This is a genomic window from Deltaproteobacteria bacterium, assembly GCA_020845895.1.
Classification (GTDB): domain Bacteria; phylum Lernaellota; class Lernaellaia; order JACKCT01; family JACKCT01; genus JADLEX01.
The window spans coordinates 1-13615 of record JADLEX010000107.1 but is presented as its reverse complement, the minus strand read 5'-3'; the positions used below and the strand labels follow the sequence as shown (position 1 = coordinate 13615).

The following is a 13615-nucleotide window of genomic DNA, read 5'->3' as shown; positions in this document are numbered from 1 at the left end:
ACATCAACCGGCGGCGCGAGCCGCCGGTTTCATTTCGCCAGCACGCGCTCGGCCACCTCGGCGAGCCGGTCGGCGATCAGACGGTGGCCCGCCTCATTTGGATGGATGGGATCGCGCTGGAGCGTGCGGAAGTATTCGACACCGGGAGCCCCGGCGAACGACGCGGCGATGTCGATGAAACGCACCTGCTCCTCGGTCGCGATGCGCCCCATCTCGATGTTGTAGGTGAGCGCGTCGCGGCCGCAACGGCCGGCTTCGCAGTCCATGGTTTCAGCGAACGCCGCCTCGGCGCCGCGCGCGTCGCCCGCATGCCGCGCCATCACGGCCCGATGATAAACGATCTCGCAATTGGTCGGATCGAGTCCGGCCGCGGCGTCGAGTTCCCGCTTCGCGTCGTCGGTCCGGCCTTCATCGATCGCGCGCTCGGCCGCAGCCACATGCTCGGCGGCGGCCGTCGCCGCTTCGGGGGCGATGACGGGGGCGACCGGCAGGTTTACCTTCATCGCGAGGAAGACGGGCGTGATCGCATGCTCCCGGCAGATCCGCGCGATGGCGACGAGGTTTTCGCGATAATCCGCCAGATCGACGCGCAGCCGCTGCGGCCGGTAGAAGGCCATCGGCTTTCCGTCGGCGGTCTCGCCGCGATACGCGACCTGCCGGAACGCGCGCGTGAAGACTTGAAAGAACCGACTGCGATCGAGCAGATTTTCGGCGGTCGTCAGCGCGCGGCGGGCTGGGACCACGCCACGGTCGGGGCCGCCGTCGTTGTAGTAGAAGCGGTATTTGTCGATGTCGTTGATGACGAAGGGCACGCTCACGATGTCGGGACGCAGCGCGAGGATTTCGCGCTCGAGCAGCAGACGCCCCTGATGCGACGAGTAGCCGATCATGCCCGCGTTCACGACCTCGACCGCGCGCCCGAGCCGCTCGGAAAGCAACTTCTCCACGCGCGCGGGGTACGCGTCCTCGAAACGCACCCCCCATCCGAACGTGGGCGACTCGCCGAGGCAGACGATGCGCGGCGCGTCCGATCGCCGGTCGTCAATCGCTGCGGGCCGTTCGGCCGAGATGCGGAATCCCCGCCGGTCAGCGCGCACGGGCACGCCGGCGAATTCGGTGCGCAGGTCCGGACGGTTTCGCCACATGAGCGCGGAGTCGCGCTCGATGATCGACCATACGCGGTCGAGCTCGGCGACGGGCACGAGCGCGCGCGCGGCGAATTCGGCGGCGGCGAGGATCGCCAGCGAGAACGCGAGGGCGAGCACCCGCGCGAACGCGGGACGAACCATCGCACGGGCGATGCGGTCGCGGATGGAGACGGATCGAGTCATCGCACGGGGGCGGATTTCGCGGAGCGGAGCGAACCTCGAACGGGTGTCACGCTTCGATGAGCCGCGCCAGTCGGCTTCGCTGCCGGTCCTTCACGTATTCCGCCACTTCCTCCTCGAACATCACGCGCTTCTCGCCGAAGAATTTCGCGAGCATCTCCTTGTACCGGTCCATGCCGTGTTTGGGAATGTAGTACGACAGCGCGAAGACGTTGAGGAGCGCGAACTGGAAACAGCGGGGCTGGACCTTGCGGTCGATCTTCTCGCCCTTGATGTTCTCCTCCTCGAAAAAGCCGTGATCCTGGAGAATTTTGCCGGTCGTCACCGTCTCGCCGGTGGGCTTGGGCGTGTTCGATTTGGGCCGGCGGGCGAGGTTTTGCAGGCACATCTTGTGGTACCAGTCGATGTTGTCGGGGAAGTCGAGCTCGAACACCGGGTTCGTGTATTCGACGCCGAAACGCCCGTACATGCGCCGCAGCTCGTCGATCACCTCGCGCATCTGCGCCGGAAAGTGCGACATGTTGTGGTTCGCGCCGTCGATCATGTGCGTGATGCCGTTGTCGAGGCAGTACAGCAGCGTGCGCAGGTGCATCGTGAACTTGCACAGCCCGCAGGTCGCCAGGTTGAAGAATCCGTAACGCCCCACGAAGTGCGCGTAGCGCGAGTAGCTCACCTCGCGCAGCAGACGGTCGATGTCGTAATAGCGGTGGACGAACTTGTCGTCGCCGAAAAGCTCGGAAAGCTTGGGAACGTTGTGGTGGCTGTTCTCGACCTGCGTGATGCCGCGGTGTTTGTAGGTGAGCAGGTGGACCTCGTCGAAGTCCCGCGCGACGCGGATCACCGCCGCGGTCGAGTCCGTGCCCCCCGAGTACATGACGGCGAGTTTCTTCACGCCGATTCCTTCTTCGGCTGCAAGTTCTTCACGATCGTGCGCACCAGCCAGGTCGTGAATCCGTAGACCGCCTGCGACGAATAGGCGAGCACGCTGCCGAACCACACGCGCACGCGCCACGGCATCAGCATCGCCAGCGAGCAGTAGATGATCGCCATCACGCGTCTCACGGCTTCTCCTTCCCGGACGGCGCGGCCAGGCTCGTCAGGATCATGCCCTGCAACACTAGCGCAAACACCGCCAGCAAATTCGACAAGAACGCCCGTTTGTTGTGGGCTTTGCGAAATCCGCGCCAGAGCCTGCCGATTCTGAGATAGAACTTACGCTGCGCCAGCAGAATCAACTCGTTGAGCTCCCGCGCGTCGAGCAATCCGTACGAGCGGTCGACCGAAAAAAAGTGGTGCTGGGTGTATTCGTCGAGGCTGCCGGGCGCCGCGCTCTTCGCCGGGCCGCCGTCGCACGCGTCGTGCGCGACGGCGTCGAAGAATCCGCTGCCGGGATACGGCGTCGCCTTGAAAAAATATGCCACGTCGAGCGGGGAGGCCGCAGCCTTCTCGATCGTGTCCAGCGCCTCGGCGCGGGTCTGCGTCGGAAAGCCGAACATGAAATAAGCGCCGGTGATGATGCCCGACGCCGAGGTCCATCGGATCGCGTCGAGCGCCTTTTCGATGTCGAGGTGCTTCTTCGTTTCCTTTTGCAGACGCGGCGAAAAACTCTCGAAGCCGAATTGCACGCGGTAGGTCCCCGCCGCGCGCAGCAGGCCGACGAGGTCTTTCGTCATGATGTCGGGGCGTAGCCCGTTGGGAAACGCCAGCGAGAATTTGCGCCCCGAGTCGATGATGAGGCGGCACAGCGCCGACGCGCGTTCGACGTCGAGGTTGAAGATGTCGTCGAGAAAGTGGAACTCGCGGATGCCGTGCGCGTCGGCGAGCCAGACCATCTCGTCGAAGACATTTTGCGCCGAGCGCAGGCGGGTGCGTTTGCCGAAGATGCTATGGCAGAACGAGCAGTGGTATGGGCATCCGCGCGACGACACGATCGGCGCGTAAGCGGCCTCGCGGGGGGTGCCGTTCCAGTTGGGAAACGCGGCGTAAGCCCGCAGCGGGACGTGCCCCCACGACGGGAAGGGTAGCTCGTCGAGATCCGGTTCCATCTCCCGGTGTGCGGGCGCGACCAGCTCGCCGTTCCGCCGCGAGGCGAGGCCGGCGATGCGCGCGAGCCGATCTTCATCGCCCCCGGTCCCGAGCACCTCGACCATCGTGTGTTCCGATTCGCCCACCGACACGAGATCGAAGTCCGGATCCCGCAGGAGCGACTCCCACGCGATGGTGGCGTGCGGTCCGCCGGCGATCACGATTGCGCCCGGGGCGAGTTCCTTCGCGGCGCGGGCGAACCAACGCATCCGCTCGATCTCGCAGCTCATGCCCGACAGCCCGACCCAGCGCGGCGCGAATTCGGCGATCACGCGCTTCGCGTCGTCGGCGCCGAGAAGACCGGAGTCGATGACACGAACGTCCACATCCGAACCGAATTGCCGCTCGACCGACGATGCGAGATACGCCAGACCGATCGGGGGTGTGGGTCCGCCCCCCTTGAGCGATTCGTACGTGCGTACGAGGAGCACCCGCTCCCGGGTGTTTGGCGCGCGCGTGTCGAAACCGGCTTGAACCACGCCGTCCTCCGACTAGAAAAGCGCGTAGATCGCCGGAAGGATCGACGCGTTGCCGGTGAGACTGACGAACATCGACAGGATCGAGAGCACGAAGAGCAGGGGCAACAGCCACCACTTCTTGTTCTCCCGGATCATCAGGAACAGGAACAGCAGCAGATCCCGATTCGACGTGAACTTCGGCAGCTCGCGTCCGTCCGCGTCGGTCGGCGCGGCTGTATCGGGCTTGGTTTCGGGCCGGTCGTCCATGCTCATTGCCTCCCCGTCAACGCGGCGGCCACGGCCTCGGCCATCACCCGATGGCCTTCGGACGTACAGTGGTCGTCATCGAGCAGATATCGTTCCCGGGGGGACAAGCCCGAGAACGTCGAGAACAGATCCACGAACGCGAGTCCATGCCGATCCGACAACTCCCGAAGCGTTCGGTTCGCCAGCGGGTAGTCGATAGGATAATTCAGAACGGTCAACGAAACATGGTGTCCGGCGCATATTCCGGCGATTTCGTTCAAATCGTCCCACATCCAGTCGCGGACCCCGGCCTCCCACGTTTCCTTGTCCCGAAAGATCGCAAGGTAATCGTGATACCAGCCGTAGTCGAGCACCGCCGGATTCGTCCGGGCCACGGCGACAAGGCGATCATGCACCATTTGCGCCGTGAATCGGCTCTGGCGGTCGAAATACTTGGTGACCCCGTAGTAGATCGGAAAAGCGGTCGGGACGAGGTCCATCGCGTCGAGGCAGGCGCCGACACCGTCGTCATACGCGCCGCGGCGCAAAAGCAGTTGTTCGCACCGCCGCCCGGCATAGGCCGCCTGAAAATTTCGAACGACTTCGGAATTCGGAAACCGCTCGCGCGCCTCGGCCGCGAGCCGGGCAGCGGACTCGTCGTCGCCGTCTTCCGTCAGCAGCCACGCGACGGAAGCATAAACGGCATCATCGGCTTCGCCACGGTCGATCGCCGCGCGTCCGATTTCGACCGCATCCGTGCGCCGGCCGGCGGCCTCCGCGCGCCACAAATCGCGCAGCGGCCCGGGGGCTTCATTTTCCGCGTTCTTTCGCCACTTTTCCCGTTGCATCCCCCAGAATGCGAAGCGGTCCGCGGCGGGAAAGATCGCCTCGGCGAACGACTGCCCGAATCCGTTGAGATAGAGGATTCGCGCGACCTTGACGACGCGCAGGTGCGCGAACCAGCTCGCCAGGGCATGCGACGCGCTGTGATCGGCCCAGAGGTCGTAGTCCCACGGGTTGAACCGGTTGGCCGAACCGGCGAGCAGAACCACCACGTCCGGTTTGTACTCGCGCAGCCAGCCCTCGATCTCCTGGCGGTGGCGCGAGGTGTTGGACTCGCAGATCCCGCGATTGATGACGCGCCAGCGCGTCGGCCCGCCCGCCGCATTGAGAATCTTCTCGAGATACGCGGGGTAGGTTTCGCCCGCGCTACCCGCGCCGCCCCACGTGAACGAATCGCCGACGCAAAGCACCGTTCGTACGTCCTTCGCGTGTTCCTCGCCGTACACGTGCGGGCCGTCGAGACCGTATTCGGACTGAAAATACAGCTTCGACGTGAAACGCAGGCCGAGTTCGGCCAGCACCAGCGAAACGAGCAGGCTCCCGAAAAAGATCGCCAGCTTGGCGCGCCACCCGATCCGCCGGGCCCGCATGCGAAGCTCGCGCAGGCGCGCCGAATCGCGAGGGCTCCTGTCAGCATGGGCGGGCGGACGATCCATCGAAACTCCGTCAGGTCTCGACGCGGACGAACACAGGATTTTCCGGCGACTTCACCATACCGCGTCGCGGCGAACGGGGTAAGAGCCGACGGTCAGTACATCTCTTCGATCGCGTCGTCGCCGACGCGCAGGATGTAGAGCGACTTGCGGCACTCGCCGGCGGCGTTGATGGATGTGTCGCCCGTCGCGCCCGACCAGGCGTGGATGAGCGACAAGCCGCGTCGCAGCGCGGCTCGATTGTCCGTGCTTCCCGACGCCGCGACCCGCGCGACGAGCCCAACGCTGTCGTAGCCGAGCGCCGAGAGCAGCGTCGGGGTTTCGGCGAATTTGTCGGCGTACATCCCAACGAAGTTCTGCACGTTCGCGTCGGCCGCCCGGGCGAAGAACCCGTCGGCGATCGCCGCGCGACGCAGGTACGCTCCGGCCTTTTTCGCCAGATCGTCCTGATTCCAGGACGAGGGACCGAGCAACGTGATGTCCTTGACGCCGAAGTACACGAGCTGCGGCGCGAGCAGGGCGACGCGATCCGCATTGTCGGGAATGAACAGGGCGTCGGGTTTCGCGCCCAGCACGCGCCGGGCCTGCGCCCGCCAGTCGGTCGTGTTCTCCGGGTACGACGTCGTGACGACGGACCCGAGGTCTTCCTCGGCCAGCGCCTGTTCGAACGCATCGGCGAACGCCTGGCCGAACTCGCTTTCCGGGTGCATGACGCCGAAGCTGCCCGCGCCCTGATATGTCTTCGCGTAGCGGATCAGCGCGCGCGCCTGATCGGCGAAGGTCACCGCGTTGCGCACCACCCACGCCTTGTCGGCGAGCAGATCTTCCTTGCGCGACAGGGCAATCAGCGGGATCTCATGCTCCTCGGCCGCGGACGCGGTGGCTTCGGCCTCTTTCACGAGCAACGCGCCGATCACCGCCACGACACGCGAATCCGCGGCGAGCTCGGCCACGCGTCTCGCCGCCGTCTCGCCGTCACCCTCGCTGTCGCGGATCACGACCTCGATGCGCGGCACGCCCGGAGAATCGCCGAAGCGTTCCACGCCGACGAGGATGCCGTGCAACGCCTGATCGCCGTAGATCGACAGCGGCCCCGAGAGCGGCAGCACCACGCCGATGACGAGTTTGTCCGACGACGGACGCGGCATGTTCGGGTCACGCGCGCCGCCCTCGGGTGCGACCACCGTGACGCTCGGCTTCGATCCCGACGCACGGCCGAGCGCCGCCTGCGCGTCGCGCGCCTGCTGATAAAAACGGTACTTCGCGCGGCGAAAGTCGATCGCCCCGAGCATCGTCCGCGCCTCGTCGGTCCGGCCCGCCGACGCCGCGTCCTGCCCGGCCCGATAACGCAGGTAGTCGCGCACGACGCCCTCGGGCGCGTCACCCACCACTTGAGCGAGCCGGTCGCCGGGGATCTCGCGGTCCACCGTATCCTTGACCTGCTGCAGGATCTCGACGACCTGTCCCGCGTCCGTTTCCGACTGCGCCGCCGTCGCCCAGTAGCCGATCGCCTCTTCGGCGCGGCCCAGCTTCACCAGCGACTGCGCCGCCAACGCGCGGGCGCGGTTCTTGTTCCGCGCCGAGTTGCGCGCGAGGTAGAGCTTGTACGTGTCGAAGGCGCGTTGGGCGTCGCCCATCTGAAAGTAGCAGTAGCCCAGGTTGTAGAGCGCCTCCTCGGCGTAGGGACTCGTCGGAAAATCCGACTGCAACTGCGCGAAATAGACGACCGCCTTTTCGGGTTCGCTCCGACGCATATGCGTGCCGGCGATCTTGTAGAGCGCGTTGTCCGCGAAGCCGCCCTTGGGGTCGGCCTCGTACGCCTGCACGAAAAGCACGAGCGCCTTGTCGTAAAAATGATTGCGGTAATACGCCTCGGCCTTCTGAAAAATCTCGTTGACCTGCTCGTCGGTCATCGAGGGTTTGGTGGGAACCGTCGCGCAGCCCGCCAACGCGAACGCGAGCGCGACGAGCCCCACGAACGCGACGGTGCGCCGCGCCGGGCGGGCTTTACCGGATTCCAAAGTGTCTCTCCAGCGCTCCTCGAAACTCGCCCGCGGGAGCGGTCGATTCGCTGCGCACGGTCCGCAGATATTCGTCGATCAGGACGCGCCGAGCCTCGTCCCCAGGTGTATCCTCCCGGATGCGCAGCGTGACGAAGACGTCTCCCGCTTCGCCGCCGCGCACGTCGGGGAACCCGCGCCCGGGGGCGCGCAGCCGACGTCCATCCCACGATCCCGCGGGAATGCGCAGCGCCAGCGTCCCCACCGGCAGCGGCACGTGCGTCACGCCCCCCAGCGCCGCCGTGGCGAAGTCCACCGCGTGATCGACCGTCCAGTCGTTGCCCTGCCGACGTCCATCGGACCGCGATTCGACCGAGACGAGCACGATCAGATCGCCGTCCTTGCCGCCGCGCGATCCCGCCTCGCCGTGTCCCGTCACGCGCAGCCGGTATCCGTCGGTCACGCCGGCGGGCATGCGCACTTTTACGCGGTGTGCGCCGGTCACGCGCCCCTTGCCCTCGCACGCGGCGCAGCGCGTCTCGCCGATCCATCCGCGGGTTTCGCAGCGCGGGCAGCGTTTGGCGACGAGCGGGAAATAATCCGAGCGAAGCCGCCCGACGCCGTCGCAATGGGCGCACGTCGAGATCGACTCGAACCCTGTCCCCTTGCACGCGTCGCAGTCGGCCTCGCGGCCGTAATCGAACGCTCGCTCGCATCCCGCGTACGAATCGGCGTGACCGATCGACGCGGGAATCGTGAGGTCGCGCCCGTCGCGCCCGCGCTTGGGGCGAAAAAGCCCCGAGGCGACCGCGAGCACGGTCGCGATCTTGTTGAGGGCGCCCTGCATTCGGATCGGGTCGTCGAACCACTCCTTGAGCCGCCCGATCGGCAGGCCGAGATCCAGCAGCCGCATCGTGTCGTAGGTCTTACGCTGGGTGGGGTCCGAGAGCACGCGATACGCTTCGTTCGCGAGACGGAAGCGCTCGTGATCGGCCGGATCGTCGTTCACGTCGGGATGCAATTCGAGCGCGAGACGGTGAAACGCATCCTTCACCTCGGCCGCGGTCGCGTCGGAGCCGACGTTCAGAACCTCGTAGTAGTTCGGCAGCTTTTTCGTCTGTCGCGCGCTCATGCCCTGTCCGAAATCCGCGTCACGCAATCATCGGCGCGCGGCCTTGTCAAATGGAAGACGGCCAATCCGACCGACCACGGAAGGCGGCCGTCAGTCGAACAGGTCCTTCGGCAGGCGGAACCGTTCGATGACGTCCTTGACGATGTAAGGTTTCAAATCGTTGTTGGCGCCGTGAAACACAATGGGAAACGACTCGGCGCGACCGTCGATGTCCGGGTGATAGAGCATGCGATGGCTGCCTTTTCCGCGCCCGGACCAGATCTCGAAACGCGGATCGTGCTTTTTCAGAATCCTGATGAGTTCGCGGAATTTCAGGACTCTCGACATGCGACGGGAATTCTATGCGCGCAGTTCGTTTCGAGAGGAAGCGCCGAGCGGGAGATAGCTCGACACGGCATTCTTCCATTCGAGTTTGGTCCGACGGGGAAACGACCGGAGAGCCCGCTCGCGCGCCTCGCGAAATCGACGAAAATACGTCTTCGGCGCCGGCCGATAGATCAGGTCCGGCTCGTTCCGACGCAGCGCAAACGCCACCTGCGCCTTCACCAGTCCAACGAGTTCGGCCAAGGCTTCCCGATCCGTTTCGCCGCGGCCTTTCAGATTCATTTCCAGCCCGTGCGCCACGCGATAGCCGTCCTCGTCGTAGATCAAGACGCTGATCGTCAGATCGATATCGGGCTTCGGCTTCGATTGTTTCGTCGCCATTCGGAACCCATCTCCGCGTTCGAGTGGCGCCTGGCGCGGTCAAGCGCACCGATCGATCCGCTCGACCTCGCCCCGACATGATACGAAAAACTGCGATCCGTCGGCAACCGCCGATCCGATAAAGCTTACGCTCCGCCGCCGCCCGCGTCGGCCGCGCCCGCGGCGCCCGCCGGGGTCGACTGGAGCACGAGATAGTTCGGCAGACCGAGTTGGTCGACCATCGAGAGCTGCGTCTCGAGGAAATCGACGTGCCGCTCCTCGTCGGTGACGAGCTGCAGGAAAAGGTCGCGCGACACGTTGTCGCCCTTGTCCGAGCACAGCTTGACGTAGCCGTTGTAAGTCTTCACGGCCTCGTGTTCGAGCGCGAGATCGTTCTTGAACTGCTCCGGCACGGTGCGTCCGACATTCACGGGGGCCATCGGCGCCATCGCGGGGTGACCTTCGAGAAACAGGATCCGCTCGATCAGCTTCTCGGCGTGAATCATCTCCTCGATCGAGCTCTTTTTCACGAACGCCGCCAGCTTGGTGTAACCCCAGTCGGAGCACATCTCGGCGTGCAGGAAATACTGGAGGATCGCGGTGACCTCGGAACGCAACGCGTGATTGAGCGCGTCAATGACCTGTTCGTCGCCTTTCATGGCCGGCTCCTTTTGTCTGGGAAGTCCAAGGCGCGTGCTCCCCTGCGCACGCCGCCGCATTCTAGCCGTCAAGGGACGCGCATGTCCACGTTTATTTGGCCCAAGCCATTTGCGATGGGACCGCTTTTTCGACGAGCGATGCCTAAGCGCTTAGCCGGGGACATGCTGCGCGCCTCGCGATGCGTGTCCCCGGTTTCCACGACGCAATCTCGACCAGCCCTTCGCCGTCCGCGTCGCCCGTCGCGTTGATGGTCCCCGGCTCTCCCCGAAGCGGGGCGACTCCGACCACACCGGCAGCCGAGATCAGTATTGTGTCCCCGGAACTCCCGAGATCAGTATTGTGTCCCCGGAACTCCCGAGATCGGTATTGTGTCCCCGGAATTCCCCCGGAATTCCGCAATGGCCCTTCCGCACCCGCAGCATGGGCCCGCGAAAAAAGTGGCACGCGCGCCCCGTCTGCGACGTTGCCGCCGAGCCCACAAGAACATTCAGCCTGGCGCATCGACTGAGGATATTTCAGTATTGTGTCCCCGGAATTCCGGAATTCCCGGAATTCCCCGGAATTCCCCGGAATTCCTATTCCGAACACTCGATCACGCCGATTCGTGAAGCAATTCGCGTGAAACGGGCTTTTTTAGCGGCCCGCTAATTTGGCGGAGTACAGAACTCCAACGCGCACTGAAAGTCACACGAAGTATAAGAGTAACATGTTCGATCATAGCATTCATGCACAATGCAGCTGAAATACTTTTCTTTATCAAAACAAATAAAGTCATCTTCATAAAATTCATAACAATCTTCAATATTATCCGCTGGATTTAGACATTCGATGTCCTTTCGACAGACCGAGTATATCATGATTTGTTCTAAATTAGCCTCAATCTCGCCATCATGATACACTATTTCAGAATCGTCTTCATCATTCAACGTCAATTCGCCGGGGGTCTCTTTCACGCCTTCCGGTGAAGAAGAGTCGCTGGCGCAAGACGGGTAGCAAAAGAGCGCGACAATCAAAAAGAATGCTAATTTAGTATAGGAGAGCATTTTTGACTTCTGTCATCATCGGTTAAATAGCTCCCAGCAAGCCTGTCGATCTCCGGTATATTTATTTTCTGTATATGTATTACCGAAACCGTCTTGGAGAAATTCCTGTTGCCCGTCTTCGTCGTTTCTCCAAAAGACGAAGTTATTATTTCTTTCCGACGTTGAACGGTAAGCCCAAGCATCGATTTCCGATAGATCATCTATACGAATCAAATTATACGTTGAAAAATTAACGCGAGCACCCTGATTTCCGGCGATCGATCGAAATCGATTTATTTTTCTTTTGGGATCAAAACGACTTACAGTTCTATTGATAGAATTATTTCGGCTTGCCTCGTAAATAAAATCATTGGCCGGATCAGCCGGATCCATCTCATTTTCAATTCCATCCATTAAGGTCCAATAAAGAAATAGGACGGCGTGCGTTCCACCATTGACACGCACCCAATATCCCGGCCAAATCGTATTCCCCAAATTTGACCACTGTTCCGTACGCCAGCAGGCATAGCGACCCTGACATAAGAACCAACGTGCCCAATAACTTAGACCAATATCCAACCCATCGTAGAATCGCTCCATAGTCGCGAAGTCCAAACCAGTATTTGCACTTGCCGCCTTTCTGATAAACCACATTCCAGATTCCGAACACCAGTTGTACGGACCAATATTCCAACCGGCATTCCTTTTGTAAAACCATGTGCCACCGTATTTCTGACTCCATGCTTGGCCGAGATCCCCAACCGCTTGTCTGACTATACGGTTTCTTAAAACAAGAAAACTCTGAATTCGTTCTTCCGCACCATGCGAAGGCAGGAGAATGGGTTCGAGACGCTTTAGCCGGCCATCGTGGATATCGTCGGAAAGATCAAGTAGAGGTACTGACAGATCCGTCGTAAGCGCAAATGAAGACGACAATCCTAGAAGGCCAGCATTGTTCAAAGTTACAATAAATCGATCTATGCGGACTACTGCCGGGCCAACGTTGTCGGGCGGAGGCAAAACCGCGCAAAGTTGAATGCTGTCCATAACGTTGGAAAACGCACCCTTCCACTCGGCGGACTCCTCTTGGAAGTCGACGGGAACGGGTTCGAGGCAGCACCGCCAAAGATCCGAGTTCCAAACGATGACCGATCCAAGAAAAACCTCGGAGTCCTGGTCGGTATCACCTGTATCTAACTGATAATACGAGAATAACGTGAATGCCAAATCGCCCATGGCCTCGATGGCATCTGGATACACAAGAAAACTGTGATTTGGACCCGAATCCGCTACAGATGTTGCGAGAGGATACGTCCATTTGCCGATCGAAGTGCCATTCCATTCCCCTGGTAAAGGAACTAATAGTTCTCGTTGATGATTTTGGCCGGCCGCAAACCTGATCAGTCCGATTGGGCTCTGGGACGTCGAGTAACCATGAAATTCGAAGCTTGTATTGCTAATGAACCCGTGGTACCAGCTGGGGTTTCGAACTTGGGGAAAGCGATACGCGCACGGCCAATCGTCGGGCATGTAGACCGGAGGGTCATTGAATTCGACATTTGGATACGTGCTGAGTTTCGGACTCCATTCTGATGCGGAGACAAATTTTCGTAAAACATCCAACGGAATTTTTTCGTTCTGCCTTACGAATCGAACCCATTTCTTCGAAAATTCCGCCAGTCTTTCCCATTGAAGTTCCGACAATTGTCGACGAAGTTGACTTGCAAAAACAAATCTCAGATCACTTGAAGCAAGAAAGGACTCAGCAACCAACTTGAATGTGTTCCGCTCAAATGGTACGGCCAGTTCCGGCAATTCGTTTTCTAATGTTGGCACATTAATTATAACGCGAATCTGAGTCTGCTTATTTTTGTCTTTCGCAGACGGATTACTGGAAAATATTCGAGGCTCATGCAACCCGACGGCCAGCGCATTTACCAATGCGCTTTTTTGTTTGGCGGGATCCCGCTCGTAAAATTCTCTGGCTAAAATTGCTTTCTTAATTAGCGAATTCCGGTCGATCGAATTCTCGCCGCCGATCGTAGCTATTTGATGATAATTTGTATTGACGGACGATTGCAGGCCGACGTAGCCATCCGTGATCGTGTCACACGCGCACGCTGGCGACTTACGCTGAATTCGCGCGGCGTCGGCTATTCCAGCAAAAAGACTGTCTTCGCAAGCTTTCATCGACGGTGCTTCCAGTCAGGACGATCGCTCGGCTCCCGCTGACTACTCCACTTTGACGGTCGCTTCCCCTGGCATCTGAACGATCTGCTGCCCGTCCGGCACGGTGTCCTTGCCCTGATTGATCGCCTCGTCGTTGAACCGCACCTGATTCGCGCCGACGAGCAGTGACCGCGAGGTCAGCACAATACCATAATACGCCGCGCTTTTCGCGAGGGTCGCGTTCAGGATCTGCAACTCCGCCGCCGCGGGGATGTCCGGTCCGCCGGTCGTTTGATCGGGAATCGACTTGAGGATCACGAGCGCGCTGTCCTGCT

The 13615-nt window shown here is 61.5% G+C and carries 13 protein-coding genes; all 13 read right to left on the bottom strand.

The window, feature by feature from the left end:
* Nucleotides 1–29: 29 nt before the first annotated feature.
* Complete coding sequence (locus IT350_14665) at nucleotides 30–1331, bottom strand: hypothetical protein (protein MCC6159290.1); 1302 nt, start codon at nucleotides 1329–1331, stop codon at nucleotides 30–32.
* 46 nt (nucleotides 1332–1377) lie between these two features.
* On the bottom strand, nucleotides 1378–2220 hold the full coding sequence (locus IT350_14660) for a hypothetical protein (GenBank protein ID MCC6159289.1): 843 nt from the start codon (nucleotides 2218–2220) through the stop codon (nucleotides 1378–1380).
* Nucleotides 2217–2390, bottom strand: a complete 174-nt coding sequence (locus IT350_14655; GenBank protein MCC6159288.1) for a hypothetical protein — start codon at nucleotides 2388–2390, stop codon at nucleotides 2217–2219. The genes IT350_14660 and IT350_14655 overlap by 4 nt, the downstream gene beginning before the upstream one ends.
* The gene (locus IT350_14650; GenBank protein MCC6159287.1) at nucleotides 2387–3892 is read right to left on the bottom strand and encodes a B12-binding domain-containing radical SAM protein; all 1506 of its coding nucleotides are present in this window, start codon (nucleotides 3890–3892) and stop codon (nucleotides 2387–2389) included. Before IT350_14650 ends, IT350_14655 begins: the two co-directional genes overlap by 4 nt.
* Nucleotides 3893–3904: 12 nt before the next feature.
* Entirely contained in the window at nucleotides 3905–4138 is a 234-nt protein-coding gene (locus IT350_14645) for a hypothetical protein (GenBank protein ID MCC6159286.1), read from the bottom strand.
* 2 nt (nucleotides 4139–4140) lie between these two features.
* The gene (locus tag IT350_14640; GenBank protein ID MCC6159285.1) at nucleotides 4141–5550 is read right to left on the bottom strand and encodes a hypothetical protein; all 1410 of its coding nucleotides are present in this window, start codon (nucleotides 5548–5550) and stop codon (nucleotides 4141–4143) included.
* A gap of 158 nt (nucleotides 5551–5708) precedes the next feature.
* Nucleotides 5709–7634 (bottom strand): ABC transporter substrate-binding protein, encoded by a 1926-nt coding sequence (locus IT350_14635; protein MCC6159284.1) that lies wholly within the window; start codon nucleotides 7632–7634, stop codon nucleotides 5709–5711.
* Nucleotides 7621–8745, bottom strand: a complete 1125-nt coding sequence (locus tag IT350_14630; protein ID MCC6159283.1) for a DnaJ domain-containing protein — start codon at nucleotides 8743–8745, stop codon at nucleotides 7621–7623. The genes IT350_14635 and IT350_14630 overlap by 14 nt, the downstream gene beginning before the upstream one ends.
* Nucleotides 8746–8835: 90 nt before the next feature.
* Nucleotides 8836–9072 (bottom strand): type II toxin-antitoxin system HicA family toxin, encoded by a 237-nt coding sequence (locus tag IT350_14625; protein ID MCC6159282.1) that lies wholly within the window; start codon nucleotides 9070–9072, stop codon nucleotides 8836–8838.
* A 12-nt stretch (nucleotides 9073–9084) separates the two neighbouring features.
* Nucleotides 9085–9450, bottom strand: coding sequence for a hypothetical protein (locus tag IT350_14620; protein MCC6159281.1), 366 nt, complete (start codon nucleotides 9448–9450; stop codon nucleotides 9085–9087).
* Nucleotides 9451–9575: 125 nt separating this feature from the next.
* Nucleotides 9576–10088, bottom strand: coding sequence for a bacterioferritin (gene bfr / locus IT350_14615; protein MCC6159280.1), 513 nt, complete (start codon nucleotides 10086–10088; stop codon nucleotides 9576–9578).
* 1059 nt (nucleotides 10089–11147) lie between these two features.
* Entirely contained in the window at nucleotides 11148–13301 is a 2154-nt protein-coding gene (locus IT350_14610) for a hypothetical protein (GenBank protein ID MCC6159279.1), read from the bottom strand.
* A gap of 42 nt (nucleotides 13302–13343) precedes the next feature.
* Nucleotides 13344–13615, bottom strand: a 272-nt coding sequence (locus IT350_14605) for a hypothetical protein (GenBank protein MCC6159278.1), incomplete at its 5' end; no start/stop codon positions are given.